The 16,045-nt window shown below is 64.9% G+C and carries 16 protein-coding genes; 15 read left to right on the top strand and 1 reads right to left on the bottom strand.

Translation table 11 applies throughout. The features are described from left to right. Window positions 1–19: 19 nt before the first annotated feature. Window positions 20–1,072 carry an alpha/beta hydrolase gene (locus ACTU6V_RS14685; RefSeq protein ID WP_443475920.1) on the top strand — a complete coding sequence of 351 codons (1,053 nt, stop codon included), beginning with the start codon at window positions 20–22 and terminating at the stop codon, window positions 1,070–1,072. Here the strand turns inward: ACTU6V_RS14685 and ACTU6V_RS14680 are convergent. Further along, on the bottom strand, window positions 1,059–1,547 hold the full coding sequence (locus ACTU6V_RS14680) for a YajQ family cyclic di-GMP-binding protein (protein ID WP_443468801.1): 489 nt from the start codon (window positions 1,545–1,547) through the stop codon (window positions 1,059–1,061). The genes ACTU6V_RS14685 and ACTU6V_RS14680 overlap by 14 nt on opposite strands. A gap of 191 nt (window positions 1,548–1,738) precedes the next feature. Here ACTU6V_RS14680 and ACTU6V_RS14675 point away from each other — a divergent pair, with 191 nt between their 5' ends. The 14 genes from ACTU6V_RS14675 (at window position 1,739) to rpsG (ending at window position 15,962) form a co-directional block, all read left to right on the top strand. After that, window positions 1,739–2,971 (top strand): sugar ABC transporter substrate-binding protein, encoded by a 1,233-nt coding sequence (locus ACTU6V_RS14675; RefSeq protein ID WP_443475919.1) that lies wholly within the window; start codon window positions 1,739–1,741, stop codon window positions 2,969–2,971. A gap of 66 nt (window positions 2,972–3,037) precedes the next feature. Continuing rightward, on the top strand, window positions 3,038–4,651 hold the full coding sequence (locus ACTU6V_RS14670) for an ABC transporter permease subunit (protein WP_443468803.1): 1,614 nt from the start codon (window positions 3,038–3,040) through the stop codon (window positions 4,649–4,651). 1 nt (window position 4,652) lies between these two features. Continuing rightward, window positions 4,653–5,543, top strand: a complete 891-nt coding sequence (locus ACTU6V_RS14665) for a sugar ABC transporter permease (RefSeq protein ID WP_443468804.1) — start codon at window positions 4,653–4,655, stop codon at window positions 5,541–5,543. A gap of 55 nt (window positions 5,544–5,598) precedes the next feature. Continuing rightward, entirely contained in the window at window positions 5,599–5,763 is a 165-nt protein-coding gene (locus ACTU6V_RS14660) for a hypothetical protein (RefSeq protein ID WP_443468805.1), read from the top strand. Window positions 5,764–5,870: 107 nt separating this feature from the next. Continuing rightward, window positions 5,871–6,878: an ABC transporter gene (locus ACTU6V_RS14655; RefSeq protein ID WP_443468806.1), complete on the top strand. Its 1,008-nt coding sequence runs from the start codon at window positions 5,871–5,873 to the stop codon at window positions 6,876–6,878. A gap of 71 nt (window positions 6,879–6,949) precedes the next feature. Next, complete coding sequence (locus ACTU6V_RS14650) at window positions 6,950–7,384, top strand: DUF6121 family protein (protein ID WP_443468807.1); 435 nt, start codon at window positions 6,950–6,952, stop codon at window positions 7,382–7,384. Between the two features lie 66 nt (window positions 7,385–7,450). Next, entirely contained in the window at window positions 7,451–8,098 is a 648-nt protein-coding gene (locus ACTU6V_RS14645) for a spermidine/putrescine ABC transporter substrate-binding protein (protein ID WP_443468808.1), read from the top strand. 360 nt (window positions 8,099–8,458) lie between these two features. Then, window positions 8,459–10,606, top strand: a complete 2,148-nt coding sequence (locus ACTU6V_RS14640) for a glycoside hydrolase family 36 protein (protein ID WP_443475918.1) — start codon at window positions 8,459–8,461, stop codon at window positions 10,604–10,606. Between the two features lie 22 nt (window positions 10,607–10,628). Then, window positions 10,629–11,951: an ABC transporter substrate-binding protein gene (locus ACTU6V_RS14635; protein WP_443475917.1), complete on the top strand. Its 1,323-nt coding sequence runs from the start codon at window positions 10,629–10,631 to the stop codon at window positions 11,949–11,951. 94 nt (window positions 11,952–12,045) lie between these two features. Then, window positions 12,046–12,984 carry a carbohydrate ABC transporter permease gene (locus tag ACTU6V_RS14630; RefSeq protein WP_443475916.1) on the top strand — a complete coding sequence of 313 codons (939 nt, stop codon included), beginning with the start codon at window positions 12,046–12,048 and terminating at the stop codon, window positions 12,982–12,984. Beyond that, on the top strand, window positions 12,981–13,835 hold the full coding sequence (locus tag ACTU6V_RS14625; protein ID WP_443475915.1) for a carbohydrate ABC transporter permease: 855 nt from the start codon (window positions 12,981–12,983) through the stop codon (window positions 13,833–13,835). The genes ACTU6V_RS14630 and ACTU6V_RS14625 overlap by 4 nt, the downstream gene beginning before the upstream one ends. A 25-nt stretch (window positions 13,836–13,860) precedes the next feature. After that, on the top strand, window positions 13,861–14,877 hold the full coding sequence (locus ACTU6V_RS14620) for a LacI family DNA-binding transcriptional regulator (RefSeq protein ID WP_443475914.1): 1,017 nt from the start codon (window positions 13,861–13,863) through the stop codon (window positions 14,875–14,877). A gap of 240 nt (window positions 14,878–15,117) precedes the next feature. Beyond that, on the top strand, window positions 15,118–15,486 hold the full coding sequence (gene rpsL, locus ACTU6V_RS14615) for a 30S ribosomal protein S12 (RefSeq protein WP_017201609.1): 369 nt from the start codon (window positions 15,118–15,120) through the stop codon (window positions 15,484–15,486). Window positions 15,487–15,491: 5 nt separating this feature from the next. Then, window positions 15,492–15,962, top strand: coding sequence for a 30S ribosomal protein S7 (gene rpsG, locus ACTU6V_RS14610; protein WP_017201608.1), 471 nt, complete (start codon window positions 15,492–15,494; stop codon window positions 15,960–15,962). The last annotated feature ends 83 nt before the right edge of the window (window positions 15,963–16,045 follow it).

The following is a 16,045-nucleotide window of genomic DNA, read 5'->3' as shown; positions in this document are numbered from 1 at the left end:
TTGTGCGAGCATTGGCCTCATGACCGAATGGGTTCCGGATGTCTTGGGCGATGAGTTCGAGCAGCGGACCCTCCCGCTCGGAACGGACGAACAGGGCGAGGTCGTCGCAACGCTCGTGCGGGCTCTGCCTGCGCCGCTGCCACCGCAGCCTTCGGGATGGGAGCGGTTCGTCACGCGGCTTCGGGGCGAGTCCGACAAGTCGCAGCATCCGGTGCTCGACGGCGTCGACGTGCTCTACGTGCACGGCTGGTCTGACTACTTCTTCCAGAAGCGGCTCGCCCGATTCTGGACGGCGCGGGGCGCGCGATTCTTCGCGCTCGACCTGCGCAAGTACGGTCGCAGCCTGCGCGAGGGGCAGACGCCCGGATACATCGCCGATCTCGCCACCTACGACGAAGACATCGCCGCGGCCCTCGAGGTCATGAGGCAGGATGCCGGCGAGTCTGCGCGACCGCGCAGACTCCTGCTGATGGGGCACTCGACGGGTGGTCTCGTGCTGAGCCTGTGGGCGTCACGGCATCCGGATGCTGCGGATGCCATCGTCCTCAACTCTCCGTGGCTGGAGTTCCAGATCGCGCCCCTGCGGGCCGCGATCGCGCCGATGGTCGAGCTGCAGGCGCGGTTGCGTCCGATGGAAGCCGCACCGCAGATCGACCTGGGGTTCTACGCGCGGGCGCAGGCCGCCGTCATGGATCCGGATGACGTGATGCAGACGAACCCCGCCTGGCGGCCTGTGCCGGCGATGCCAGTTCACGCAGGCTGGCTGTGGGCGATCCTGCACGGGCACCGAACCGTCGCGGCAGGGCTGTCGATCAAGGCACCGGTGTGCGTGATGCTCTCGGCGCGCTCAGCGCTGCCGACCAGGTGGTCGGAGGAGCTGACCTCCGCAGACACCGTGCTCGTCGTCGAAGACATCGCCGAGCGTGCGCTGAGGCTGGGACCGTCTGTGACGGTCGAGCGGATCGACGGCGCGCTGCACGACATCTTCCTCTCACGCAAGGTTGCGCGAGATGAAGCTTATGCGCGGTTGGAGCGCTGGGTCGTCGGGTGGGCGGCTGCTAGCGGTAGTTGATGAACTGCAGGTCGACGTCGAGGTCTGACCCCTTGAGCAGGGCGATCACGGACTGCAGGTCGTCACGGCTCTTGGACTGCACGCGCAGTTCGTCGCCCTGAATCTGGCTCTTCACGCCCTTGGGGCCTTCGTCGCGGATGATCTTGCCGATCTTCTTCGCGTTCTCCGAGGAGATGCCGTCCTTGAGCGTCGAGACGATGCGGTACTCCTTGCCGCTGGCGAAGGGATCGCCCGACTCGAGGCTCTTCAGCGAGATGCCGCGCTTGATGAGCTTGGACTGGAACACGTCGAGCACAGCCTTGGCGCGCTCTTCGGTGTTCGCCTTGATCAGGACCGATTCGCCACTCCACTCGACCGAGGCGCCGGTGCCCTTGAAGTCGTAGCGCTGCTCGACCTCTTTGCGGGCCTGGTTGAGGGCGTTCTCCGCCTCCTGGTGGTCGACCTTGCTGACGATGTCGAACGATGAATCTGCCATGGCGCCATCCTACTGATTTCGGGCAGAGGGATCGATTTTGAAAGCGCTTCCACGGGAACCCGCCCCCTGGTCATCTATTACAGCTTGATATCAGCCGTGCCGACCGTTTCCTTAACGGACGATTGCAATGCATACTGTAAGCGCTTACAGTTCTGTGAGCAGATACCCGCATCGAGAGAGGCAACACACCAATGAAGGTGAACACGAGGGCCATCGTCGCGTTCGGCGCGATCGCAGCCGTTTCCACGCTGACGCTCGCCGGCTGCTCAGCCGGCACCGAAAGCGACAGCGACAAGGGCGCAGAGTCCGCTGACTCGTCGCTCGTCGTCTGGGTCGATGCTGAGCGCGTCGACGCTGTCCAGGGTGCGGCAGATGCCTACGAGGAGAAGACCGGCGTCAAGGTCGAGATCGTCGGCAAGGACGTTGACACCATCAAGGACGACTTCATCCAGCAGGTTCCCACCGGCAAGGGCCCCGACGTCACCATGGGTGCGCACGACTGGCTCGGCGAGCTGTCCACCAACGGTGTTGTCGCACCGCTCGAGCTCGGTGACTCGGCATCCGACTACCTCGACGTCGCGCTCCGGGCATCGACGTACGAGGGCACGGTCTACATGCTCCCCTACGCGGTCGAGAACATCGCTGTGCTCCGCAATGCGGATCTCATCCCTGAGCCGGCTGCGAACTTCGACGACATGATCGCCAAGGGCCAGGCCGCAGGCCTCGCTCAGCCGTTCGTCGTCGAGCAGGGCGTTGAGGGCAACCCGTACCACCTGTACCCGTTCCAGACCGCCTTCGGCGCTCCGGTGTTCGGCACTGACGCTTCGGGCAGCTACGACGCCGCAGACCTTCAGCTCGGCAGTGCCGGCGGCACCGAGTTCGCCACCTGGCTCGGCGCACAGGGCGCAGCGGGTGTCTTCAACACCGACATCGACGGCGAGATCGCCAAGCAGCAGTTCATCGACGGCAATGCCGCATTCTGGCTCACCGGTCCGTGGAACGTCGGCGCAGCGGTCGACGCCGGCATCAACGTCGAGATCGACTCCGTCCCCAGCCCGACCGGTGAGGTCGCCTCGCCGTTCGCCGGCGTGAAGGGCTTCTTCGTCAGCTCCGAGTCGAACAACAAGGTCGCAGCGAACGACTTCCTCGTCAACTACCTCGGCACCGAAGACGTCCAGCTCGCGCTGTTCGAGGCAGGCAACGTCCTCCCCGCGCTGACCGCAGCAGCTGACACCGCAGCCTCCGACCCGATCGTCGCCGGCTTCCAGGCCGTCGGCGCCGATGCGGTTCCCATGCCCGCCATCCCCGCCATGGGTGCCGTCTGGCAGTTCTGGGGCATCGCTGAGGCAGCGATCATCAATGGCGCCGACCCGGCTGCGACGTGGCAGAAGCTTGCCGACGACGTGGCAGCGGCCATCAAGTAACAAAGCACGAAACGTCGGGGCGGGCGCGGAAGCGCTCGCCCCGACAACACGATGGACGGGATGAAGATGAGCGACACCACCGAGACTGAGCAGAAGCCGCCGCAGACCAGGCGACAGCGTCAGGCCGCACGGATCGCGGAGGAGGCATCGACGCCGATCGGGTGGATGCTGTTGAAGATCGCGCTCCTCGCGATCGTCGACGCGGTGGCGCTGTATGCGGCATTCGTGCTCTTCACTCACCGTGAGTGGCTTGTGCTCGCGCTCGTGGTGATCGTCGCGGTGCTGGTGAACTACATCTACTTCTCCCGCAAAGCAGTTCCGGCCAAGTATCTGACACCGGGAATCATCTTCCTCATCATCTTCCAGGTGTTCACACTGCTGTACACCGGGTACATCGGCTTCACGAACTATGGAACCGGCCACAACGGCTCCAAGGACCAGGCGGTCGCCGCGCTCATGCGCTCCGCGCAGGAACGCGTGGAAGACTCGCCCGTCTTCCCCGTCACTGTCGTCGAACAGCTCGGCACTCTCGGACTCCTGGTCACCGACCCGGATGACGGCGACGTCAGCGTGGGCACGAACGATCAGCCGCTCGAAGAGGTCAGCGGCGCCACCATGGAGGGTGGCAAGGCCACCGCCATCGAGGGGTGGACCTCACTCAGCTTCGCTCAGGTGCTCGCACGCTCCAATGACCTCGAGCAGCTCTCTGTTCAGTACAGCAGCGACCCCAACGACGGAGCCATCCGCAGCCCCGACGGGCAGAACGGCTATCTCTACATCTCGACGCTCGAGTACGACGAGGCCGCCGGAACGATGACCGATACCGATTCGGGCACCGTCTACGAAGACAACGGCACTGGCGCGTTCACCTCGGCAGATGGCGAGCAGCTTCTGCCCGGCTGGCAGATCACGGTCGGCTTCGACAACTTCGTCCGCGCGGTCACCGACAGCTCGATCCGCGGTCCGCTGATCTCGGTGACGATCTGGACGTTCGCCTTCGCTCTGATCTCGGTGGCGACGACGTTCTTCCTCGGGCTCCTGCTCGCTCTGGTCTTCAACAACACCAAGATGCGATTCCGCAACGGCTACCGCATCCTGCTGATCCTGCCCTACGCGTTCCCGGCGTTCCTCTCGGCCCTGGTCTGGGCCGGCATGATGAACGAGAGCTTCGGCTTCCTCAACCAGGTGCTCTTCGGCGGAGCATCCATTCCCTGGCTCACCGACCCGGTGCTGGCGAAGGTCTCGGTGCTCATCGTCAACCTCTGGCTCGGGTTCCCGTACATGTTCCTCGTGTGCATGGGTGCTCTGCAGGGAATCCCCGAAGAGGTGAACGAGGCGGGTGTGATGGATGGCGCGAACCCCTGGCAGATCTTCCGCCAGATCAAGCTGCCGCTGCTGCTGGTCACCGTTGCGCCGCTGCTGATCTCGTCATTCGCGTTCAACTTCAACAACTTCAACCTGATCTATATGCTCACCGGCGGCGGGCCGCGCTTCTCGGATGTATCGATTCCCGTCGGTCACACCGACATCCTGATCTCGATGGTCTACAAGGTCGCCTTCACAGGTCAGACCCGCGACTACGGACTGGCATCCGCATTCACGATCATCATCTTCATCGTGGTCGCGGCGATCTCGATCGTCAGCTTCCGCAAGACCAAGGCACTCGAGGAGCTGAACTGAGATGACTTCCACGACCTCCTCACCCGTCCGCCGGCGTTCGTTCGGCAAATGGTTCGCCGACACCGGATGGCGCCACCTCGTCGCGATCGTCGTGAGCATCTTCGCGATCTTCCCGCTGCTGTACGTGTTCTCGGCGTCGCTGAACCCGAAGGGGACGCTCACCGGATCGAACCAGCTGTTCTCCGCTGTGGGAATCGACAGCTATGTGCGCATCCTCAGCGACCCGAAGAATCCGTACGGGATGTGGTTCCTGAACACTCTGGTGATCGCCGTCGTCACCGGTCTTGTCACCGTCTTCATCGGCGCCTGCGCCGCATATGCCTTCTCGCGCATGCGCTTCACCGGGCGTCGGGTGGGACTTGTGACGATCGTCGTCGTGCAGATGTTCCCGCAGCTGCTGGCAGTGGTTGCGATCTTCCTGCTGATGTCGACGCTGGGTGACTGGTTCCCTGCCATCGGGCTGAACACTCACACGGGTCTGATCCTCGTGTATCTCGGTGGCGCGCTGGGCGTGAACACCTATCTCATGTACGGCTTCTTCAACACCATTCCGAAGGAGCTCGACGAGGCGGCCCGCATCGACGGTGCCGGTCACGCTCGCATCTTCTTCACGATCATCCTGCGTCTGGTTGCGCCGATTCTCGCGGTGGTGGGGCTTCTCAGCTTCATCGGAACCGTCAACGAGTATGTCGTCGCGAGCGTCATGCTGATCGACCCTGAGAAGCAGACCCTGGTCGTCGGGCTCACCAAGCTCGTCTCCAACCCACGCTATGCGGACTGGTCGGCGTTCTCGGCCGGTGCGGTGATGGCTGCGATTCCGGTGATGATCCTGTTCCTCTTCCTGCAGAAGTACATCGTCGGCGGCTTGACCGCTGGAGCGACGAAGGGCTGAGATCGCCCAGCGTGTCCACCCGTTGCCATGCCCTCCTCGGTCGTAGCGTGGAGACATGGCACGGGTAGGCGGTCGAAACCTCGCGATGAGCTGGATCGCGGGTCTCTTCTGCATCACGGTGGTGGCGGCACTCCTGTGGCTCGCCCTACCGATGGGGCCCGTCATGGTGCAGTTCGTCGGCGACACGCTTCGCAGCATCGCGCCGGGCGCAGCCTCCTGAAGATCTGAGAGGTCGCCGCGAGTCCGGAGACACGTCGGCACGCCTCCGCTTTCGCCAGACCGCACGGCGGTAACCTCACAGTGCACATATTGACGAGAGGCGCCCACATGAGTGACCCTGAGGTCCCCCAGAACGAGCACAAGTCCGACGTCGACGACGTCGTCGACAGCGCTAACGCCGGACTCGCCGACGCCGAGGCCGCACGCGGCGATTCCCCCGCGCAGCCGGCCGAGGCCGATGCTTCGGCATCCGTCAACGACCCCGTCGACTACAACGCCGTCGACCCGGATCTCGCAGCCTTCGAGGCCGCGGAGCGCGATCACCCCGGCACCTTCGGTGCCTCGGAGCCCGACGCCGCCTCCTCGGGCGACGATTACCGCTCAGCGGCCACTTCTTCTGACGCCACCGAGTTCGGCGCAGCATCCGAATCCGCGGCATCCGACGTCGTCGTCACCGACGTCGTGGCATCCGGCGAATATGACGCGCCCACGCGCGTCGTCCCCTCGGAGCCCGTCGCCGAGACGGTGGTTGTCGCCCCGATCTCGCAGCACCAGCCGATCTTCGTGCAGGCGCCTGAGCCGCCGCGCGACCGAGGCAACCGCGGTACCGCGGCTGGAATCGGTCTGATCGCGACCCTATCGTTCGCGATCCTCTACCTCGGTACTGCTCTCGGGCTTCAGGCTCTCGTCGGCGACGTCACTGGAGAGAACATCGGCGAGGCTGCTCTTGCTCCGCTGACGACCTGGGGCTTCTGGGTTCCCGTCGTCGTCTTCTTCATCGGCTTCTGGCTGCTGGGCGCGATCATCAACCGCGGTCGCTGGGGTCTGTGGGTCGTCTTCGGACTCATCGTCGGTCTGTTCGCCTGGGCAGGCCACATTCTCGGACAGCTGTTCGAGGCGCCGTTCTGGCTGCTGTCCGCCCGAGAGGGCAGCGAACTCGCCCTCAGCGAGGGGCTCGCGCCACTCGCGATCGCAGCCTTCGTCTTCGGTCGCGAGCTCACCATCTGGTTCGGTGCGTGGGTCGCCCGCAGCGGTGCGCGCAAGACCGAGCTCAATGCCGAGGCGCAGCGCGAGTACGAGCGCACCATCGAAGCCGGCCCGACACTTTCGAGGTAGCCACGAACATCTCTTCGCCCGACTCCCGCAGCCCTGTGCCTGCGGGGGTTTCGGCCGTGTTGGCGACGGTGATGACGGCTATCGGCTTCTTCGCTCTCGCCATCTTCGGCCTCGGGGCGCTGAGCGTCATCACCGATTCCGACATCATCTCGGTACCTGGCATCGGACAGGCACCGGGGATCGTGGGGATGATCCTCGCCATCGCGGCATTCGCCGGTGTGCTGTGGCTGGCCGTTCGCGGAGCGCATCCGAGGTTCCGTTCGGTGTGGACGATCGCGATCGTCACGGCGTTGGTCCACCTTCTCGGGGTGGGTGCGACAGCTGTCGTGGTCGTGGGTGAGGTCGTCACCCCCCTCGCCGTGATGAGTGAGCTCGTCACGCACGGCGCGAGTCTTGTGGTGCTGGTCGCTGCCGCGGTCGCTGGCTGGGCAGGCGTCGCGCTGCGACGCGCCCGCCGGAGCCGGCCCCAATGGCCCTGGGAGCGTGAGGACCCTGACGCGCAGTGACGCATTGCTGCGAATCGGATGCCGCAAATCTCTGCCGTTTCGCGCCTATCGCCGTACCCTGGATCTGTGGAGCGGTCGCTAGAGGCGCAGGTTGACCAGGCTGTCGAGGCCTGGCTGCGTTGGGTGCCGCGGTGGGAGCCGGCCACGCATCGCGGACGAGTCGCTCCCTGTCGGCGGTGCCTTGGTTCGCCGATCCTCTCTGCCGTGGGCATCGGATCGAACGTTCCGCATGGCGTGCAGCATGGGCTGTCGACACGCATCAAGACGGTTGTCGACCGTGCGGTCGCCGACTACACGGCGCGCAATCTGCCGATGCTGCAGGCCGAGCTCGACCAGCAGGCCGCGCGCAACCGGGCGCGCAGCTATCGTCCAGCCGAAGACCTCGCGCCCGAGTTCGAGGGGATGCCTCTGGATCCCGAGCCCGTGCCGGGCGCGCCCTTCCTCTTCACGATCGCGGGACTGGCTGACGACGAATCGGGGGAGCTGCCCCCGCTTCCACCGCTCACAGACGAGGCGAAAGCAGCGCTGCGCCAGGAAGTGACCCTCGCAGATGAATACGCCAACATGGTCGGTCGGGAGATCTGCGGAATGCTCCTGCGTCACCGTCTGAGCGTGCAGGGCGCGATCTCGCAGTACGTCGAGCCGCAGATCGAAGCGATGCTCGAAGAGCTCACTCAGTCGCTGGACTCGCCCTTCGATCCCGAGGCGCCGTAGCGCCACAGCCCCGCCAGCGTCGTGAAGGTGGCGGTGCGCGGCTGCCGCCGCGTTAACCTTGGCGCTCGTCACGATCTCGCCGCTGCCGCGCACGGTCGCTCGGGGCTCAACCCGCAGATGGGGCGGCTGTCCGGTCGCGGCGTGATCGCGGCCCTCCGCATTCGCGCGCGTGCGCTACGCACGCGCTTCGTTTCGCCTGGCGCTCAGCGTGGCGTCGCGCCCGGATACCAGCGCGTGCCCACTCATCGCCCAATCGCGCCTCGCTCTACCCGGTTTGATAGCGCTTTCAAACTCGTGCTAAGGTCACGTTCTGAAAGCGCTATCAAACTGGATTGCGCATCCGCAACGTCGAGGAACGCCGTGTCTGAGCAACTGATCTGGTCCGCCCCGCAGCTCACGCTCGTGTTCGAGTGGGCTGAGGATGCACCGGTGCATCTCGCTCATGTCGGCACCGGCAACGGCGCCGCAGATCTGTATCGCGTTCCTGCTGTCGAGATCCTGACTGCGACCGACGGCCACATGCCTGCGTCCGACCGGCTGATCCATACCTCGCTCGGCATGCGCATGCGCTACATCGGGCACGAACAGCACGAAGATGAGAGTGCGTCGGTGCTCGTCATCACGCAGGCCACAGGCGACATCGAAGCGCGACTCGTGCTGCGTCGGCCGCATGGCGTAGCGGCGATCCGTTCGCACGTCGAGGTCAAGAACACATCCAGTATCGGGGATGTCGTGCTCCGCTCTGTGGCATCGTGGTCTGCCGGCTTCACCACCCGCGCCGACGAGGGGGCGCCCACGGCCGACACCCTAAACGGCTGGGACCGCGTCAGCGGACAGAGCGACTGGCTCGGTGAAGGACGGTGGGAGCGCGAGGCACTGCGCGGCATCGAATTCCCGCAGCTCGCCGAGCACCTGACGCGGCAGCATCCGCGCAGTGCGTTCTCTCGGGCATCCCATGGCACATGGTCGACGGGTGCAGCGCTGCCGAGCGGCGCGCTCGTGCACGATTCGGGCATATCGCTCGCGTGGCAGATCGAGCACAACGGGGCATGGAAATGGGAGATCGGCGAAGACACCTTCGGTGGATATCTTGCGCTGTCCGGGCCGACCGACGTCGACTCCGCCTGGACGCGCGTCCTCGCTCCCGGAGCCGAGTTCCACTCGGTGCCCGTCGAGATCGCGTACGGCGAGTCCTTCGAGGATGCCGTCGCCGCATTGACCGGTTACCGTCGAGCTGCCCGGCGCCCGCATGTCGACAACTCTGCCATGCCGGTGATCTTCAACGACTACATGAACACGCTCGACGGCGACCCGACCACTGAGAAGCTTCTGCCCCTGATCACGGCTGCCGCCGAGGTCGGGGCCGAAGTGTTCTGCATCGACGCCGGCTGGTACGACGACTCAGGCTATTGGTGGGACAGCGTGGGGGAGTGGCTGCCGTCCACGACGCGCTTTCCGGGCGGCCTCGCCGAGGTGATCGCCGCGATCCGTGACGCCGGCATGTCACCCGGGCTGTGGCTGGAACCCGAGGTCATCGGCGTCCGCAGCCCCATGGCCGAGCTGTTGCCAGCCGATGCATTCCTGCAGCGTCACGGTCAACGTGTCATCGAGCACAGCCGCTACCATCTCGACCTGCGCCACCCGGCGGCGGTCGCTCACCTCGACGCGGTCGTCGATCGACTGGTCGTCGATTTCGGTGTCACCTTCTTCAAGCTCGATTACAACATCAACCCGGGCGCCGGCACCGATCTGGCTGCCGACAGCCCCGGCGACGGTCTCCTGGAGCACAACCGGGCCCACCTCGCATGGCTCGACGGCGTGCTCGACCGCCATCCGGATCTGGTCCTGGAGAACTGCGGATCCGGTGCGATGCGCATGGACTTCGCGATGCTCTCGCGACTCCAAATGCAATCGACATCCGATCAGCAGGACTACACGAAGTACCCGCCCATCGCGGCGGTCGCGCCGCTGTCGATGCTGCCGGAGCAGGCCGCGAGCTGGGCATACCCGCAGCCTGGGATGTCCGACGAAGAAGCCTCGTTCTGCCTGGTCACCGGACTGCTCGGCCGATTCTACGTCTCGGGCTATCTCAATCGCATGACCGCGTCGCAGCGCACTCGCGTCGCGACGGCGATCGAGGTCGCCAAGCACCTGCGCGGGCAGATCGCATCCGCAACCCCCTACTGGCCGGTCGGTCTTCCCGCGTGGAACGATGACATGGTCGTGCTCGGCCTGCGCGGCACCGCCGCCGATCTCATCTCCGTGTGGCGCCGCGGCAAGTCCGACACGGCCGTGCTGAATCTTCCCCACCTGCGTGGGGGTGAAGTGACGGTCCAGACCGTCTTCCCGCTCGACCTCCCTGAATGGCACACCGAATGGGATGCCTCGACGGGCGAGCTCCGAGTGCGGGCATCCGCGGCACCGTTCGCAGCACGCACTCTGCGCATCATCCACGCTCCGGCAGGGAGCGCGGACGTTCGCACACCGATCATCCCGATCACCGAATAGGAAAAATATGAAGGAGCATTCGATGAAGAAGCGTTTCCGTGCCGCAGCGGCACTCACCGCCGTCGCAGCACTCTCCCTGGCAGGCTGTTCAGACCCGGGAGCAGGTGGCGGGGGCAGCGCGGAGCCTGCTGCGTGGCCCGCACAGGATACCGACCTGAGCGGCACGACCCTCACCCTCTGGGCCGCCCAGAACTCCAACACCGTTCCGGACAGTGTCGTGGCGGGCTTCGAGAAGCTGACCGGTGCCACCGTCGACGTCGTGACGATCCCGGATCCCTATGAGCAGGGCATCCAGACCAAGGTCGCGACCGGCGACAAGCCGGACATCGCGTTCTGGCAGCCGACCGGTTCACAGCTCGCGGCGCTGAACGCTTCTACCAACCTGCAGTCGCTCGACGGCGCGCCGTGGCTCGAGGCATATGACGCCGACTTGCGCGACCTGTCAGGCATGCTCGACGACACGCGCTACGCCACGCTGATCACCACTCCGGCTGTGCAAGGTGTCTACTACAACAAACAGGTCTTCGCGGATGCCGGAATCTCGGAGCTGCCCGTCGGCTGGGATGAGTTCATCGAGACCGCCCGCACGCTCAAGAGCGATGGCGTCACTCCGTTCTTCGATTTCGCCGGCGGAGGCAGCTCATGGGCGACGCAGTACTGGGTGCAGGTGCAGCTGGCCGATGCGGCGGCAGGGGGCCTGTGGAACCGGGTGAACTCCGGAGAGGAGAAGTTCACCGATCCGACCATCCAGGGCGCCATCGACACGTATGCCGGCCTGATCGACGAGGGGCTGTTCAACGACGACATCAAGACCGCGACGTTCGAGGACCAGGGCGCTGCTCTGCTCGCCGGGGACGCGGCGATGGCCGTGCAGGTGAACACCCTGTTCGGGCAGCTGCAGTCGCTGGCCGACACAGAGGAACTCAACGAGAAGATCGGCTTCTTCCCGATCTCGCCGAGCGGCAATATCGGGACCTTCATCCCCGATCAGGCAAACGCGCTGGTCGCTTTCAAGACCGGGGACGCTGAACGCGAGGCCGCGGCGCGTCAGCTGCTGTCGTTCTGGCTGGGCGACGGATACCAGGACTTCGTCGACGCGCAGTCGACGGTGTCGCTGCAGAGCGGAGTCGAGTCTTCCGCCGACGTGCCGCAGGCGCTCCTCGACGTCAGTGATGCACTCGGCAACTCGGTGGGCGCCATGCAGGCGGAGGCCATCGCGAACCCGGATCTGTACATCAACCTCGGTGACATGATTCAGGGCACGAAGACGCCGGCCGAGGTCGCCGAGGCGACCCAGGCTCAGTTCGACAGCCTGGCCAAGGCCATGGGAGCCGAGGGGTTCTGATCTGATTCGGGGGCGCCTGCATGTCAGGTGCCCCCGACACGACCCGCAGTCCTGAAGGCGCAGAAGCCACAGCGTAGACACGGAAGAAGAAAGCATGACGATCACTCAGGCGCCGCCGAAAGGCACGAGGCGCTCGCACGCTGCTGGCCAGGTGTCAGCAACTACGCGACCGAAGAACGATCACCCGTTATGGTTCCTGATCCCGGCGCTCATCGTGCTCGTGGTGTTCTTCTTCATCCCGACGCTATTCAACTTTTTCTACGCCTTCACGGACTGGTCGAGCTTCAAGGCTCAGATCGGCTTCGTCGGCTGGGAGAACTTCACCGAACTGCTCTCCAACGGCACGCTGACGAATGCGCTCAAGGTGACGCTCATCTACGCCGTGCTCGTGGCGATCTTCCAGAACCTGTTCGGGATGGTTCTGGCGCTGCTGCTCGAGCGCGACACCAGGGTCAACCGGGTGATCCGGGTGGCATTCTTCATCCCTGTCATCATGTCGGCGCTCGCCGTCGGCTACATCTTCCAGGCGATGCTGAAGCCGGATGGTGCTGTCAACGACATCCTCGGGCTACTCGTGGGTCAGAACGTCGAGATCGCTTGGCTCGGCAGCACGACCTGGACCATTGTCGTGGTCGCTCTCATCCACGCCTGGAAGTGGGCGGGCTTATCGATGCTCATCTATCTGGCAGGGCTGAAGACCATCAGTGATGACGTGCTCGAAGCCGCGCGACTCGACGGCGCGGGCTGGTGGACGACGTTCCGCTCCATCCGCTTCCCGCTGCTTGCCCCTGCGGTGACGTTCAACGTCGCCACATCGCTGCTGGGCTCCATGAACGGCTTCGATATCGTTCAGGCCACCACCGGTGGTGGCCCTGGCGGGACCACCGAACTGCTGAACATCTTCATCTTCCGGACCTTCGGTCAGGGCCTGTTCGCTCAGGCTACGACGATGAGTCTGGTGCTGTTCCTGGTGGTCATCATCCTGGCGTTCCCGGTCATCCGTATGCTGCGCAAGAGGGAGGACGTGCTGTGAGCGCTGTCACCGAAACGCGGTTGCGTCAGCGCATCCGCCCGTCGCACATCATCCAGCCGATCGTCGCGATCCTGGTGGCCGTGGCGCTGCTCGGCGTCCCGTTCTGGCTGGTCATCGTCACCGCAGGCAAGAACCAGGCGGAGGCACTGCAGCCGAACATGGCCCTGCCGGCTGAATGGCAGCTGTGGGACAACTTCGTCACGGTGTTCACCGATGGCAAGATGCTCGCAGCCTTCGGTGGAAGCGTTCTGGTGATGGTGCCCGCGGTGATCGGCGTGCTCATTCTCGGTTCGATGGCCGCGTGGATCCTCGGGCGTCGACGCTCCAAGTCGATGGCGTTCATCTATGCGCTGGCGATCAGCGGCATCGTTCTGCCTCCTGCGGTCGTCACCGTCGTGCTGCTGCTTCGTCAGCTGGGGCTTGCCGGGACCGCGGTCGGAATGATCGGCGTCTACATGGGCATGTACCTGTCGACGGTGATCTTCTTCGTCACCGGATTCGTGCGCACTATCCCGGTCGAACTGGAAGAGGCTGCGCGAGTCGACGGCGCCTCGCCGGTGAGGGTGTTCATGAAGATCATCCTGCCGTTACTGATGCCGGTGCTTGCGACGGCGACGATCCTGATCTGCCTCTACATCTGGAACGATGTCTTCTACGCACTGTTCGTTGTGGGCGGCCGTCTCGACACGCTGCCGTTGAACCTGTATCAGGTGGCGAGCGCGGGGCTCTATCTTCAGAACTGGCACCTGATCTTCGCATATATCATCCTGATGAGCCTGCCACTGCTGATCATCTTCATGGTCGCGCAACGCAAGATCATCTCGGGGATCACCAGTGGTGCGGTGAAGTGAGTCCGGTTCCAGGAGAGGAACACGTATGAACGGGGCAACGAGGCCGGCGACGATGGCGGATGTCGCTAAGCGCGCAGGTGTATCGGTGCCAACGGTCTCGCGGGTGCTCACAGGGGCGGCTCGGGTCAGTCCGAGCAAGCGTGAAGCGGTGCAGGCCGCGATCAGCGAGTTGAGCTTCCGGCCGAGCGCCGCGGCTCGGCTCCTGGTCTCAGGACAGTCGCGAGTGATCGCGGTGGTTGCTGGCGACACTTCGCCATACGGCTACGCCGAGACCATCCGCGGGATTGAGGAGTCTGCGCGCGCCGAGGGATACACCGTGATGATTACTGTGGTAGAAAGCGCCGTGGATGCTGAGATCGATCTCGCCATCGCCGCGACGTTCGGTCAACCACTCGCCGGCGCGATCGTTCTGAAGTTCGACCCGCCCGGAGACGCGGCGCTGCGTCGGATTCCCGAGTCGCTTCCGGTCGTCGCGCTCGCAGGCATGCGCGATGCCGAGGTGCCGCAGGCGGTGCTCGATGAGACCACGGCGGGTGAGCAGCTGACCCGCCACCTGCTGGAGCTGGGACACCACACAGTGCACCACGTGCGCGTGCCGGCCGCGGGTCGAGAAGACGGGCGAACGAGCGGATGGCGCCGCGCGCTGGACCTCTTCGGTGCTGAGGTCCCACCAATGCGGGATGCGACCTGGGACCCGCGCAGCGGCGTGGTCATCGGGCGAGAGCTCGCCGCCGAGTCTGATGTCACCGCAGTGTTCTGCGGGAACGACGAGATCGCGATGGGAGTGATACGCGGCATCGTCGAGAGCGGGATGCGCGTGCCCGAGGACATCTCAGTCGTGGGGTTCGACAATCATCCGCTGTCGGGGCTGTGGACGCCGCCGCTGACAACCGCCGAACAGGACTTTGCCGGCCTGGGGCATCGCGGGATGCAGCTGCTGCTCGATCAGTTGCGCGGCGCGCCGGGGAATCTGTTCTCCTCGGAGCGTCCGCCGCTGGTGCTGCGCGAGAGTACCGCCCGGCCCTCATCTGCTCGCATCTGAAGCCAGCCGCGCCGCCTCGTAGCACGCCACCGCACCGTTCATTTGACCCCACCCATTACCCCGCATTACACTTGGCCAGGTGTGTGCACGTCTTGACGTGCCTGCACGCGGGCTCCGATCCATATCGGTCAGCCCCCACGGCATACTCGCCACACCAAAAGCACGCCTGATCGGGCGTGCCGGTGAGTCATGATGTGAAACCCATCACGCTGTCACCGTGCAGCATTATGAGGAGAGAACGTGCCAACCATTCAGCAGTTGGTTCGCAAGGGTCGCTCGCCCAAGGTCACCAAGACCAAGGCGCCGGCGCTCAAGTCGAACCCCCAGCAGGCCGGTGTCTGCACTCGTGTGTACACCACTACGCCTAAGAAGCCGAACTCGGCGATGCGCAAGGTCGCTCGTGTGAAGCTCCGCAACGGCACCGAGGTCACCGCCTACATCCCCGGCGAGGGCCACAACCTGCAGGAGCACTCGCTCGTGCTCGTCCGTGGTGGTCGTGTGAAGGACCTCCCCGGTGTGCGTTACAAGATCGTCCGCGGCGCCCTGGACACCCAGGCAGTCAAGAACCGTAAGCAGGCTCGTTCCCGCTACGGTGCGAAGAAGGGTTGAGTTAGATGCCTCGTAAGGGTCCCGCCCCCAAGCGCCCCGTCGTCAACGACCCCGTATACGGCGCGCCGATCGTCACCTCGCTGGTGAACAAGATCCTCGTCGACGGCAAGAAGTCGCTGGCCGAGTCGATCGTCTACGGCGCCCTCCGCGGTGTCGAGGCGAAGAACGGTCAGGATGCCGTCGCCACGCTCAAGAAGGCGCTCGACAACGTGCGCCCCACCCTTGAGGTCCGCAGCCGCCGCGTCGGCGGCTCGACCTACCAGGTTCCGGTCGAGGTCAAGCCTCACCGTGCCAACACGCTCGCCCTGCGCTGGCTCGTCAGCTACGCCAAGGGTCGCCGCGAGAAGACGATGACCGAGCGTCTCCAGAACGAGATTCTGGATGCTTCGAACGGCCTGGGCGCTGCTGTCAAGCGTCGTGAGGACACTCACAAGATGGCCGAGTCGAACCGCGCGTTCGCTCACTACCGCTGGTAACCCTTCGACAGGCTCAGGGACCGGGCTTGCCCCTCTGAGCCTGTCGAATACTCCACTCTTCGCAGTCTGACTGCTAGACAGAA

The sequence above is a fragment of the Microbacterium zouquanmingi genome (assembly GCF_052266675.1).
Taxonomy (GTDB): Bacteria; Actinomycetota; Actinomycetes; order Actinomycetales; family Microbacteriaceae; genus Microbacterium.
Note: the sequence above shows the minus strand (reverse complement) of the source record. Positions and strands in the feature narration are given on the sequence as shown.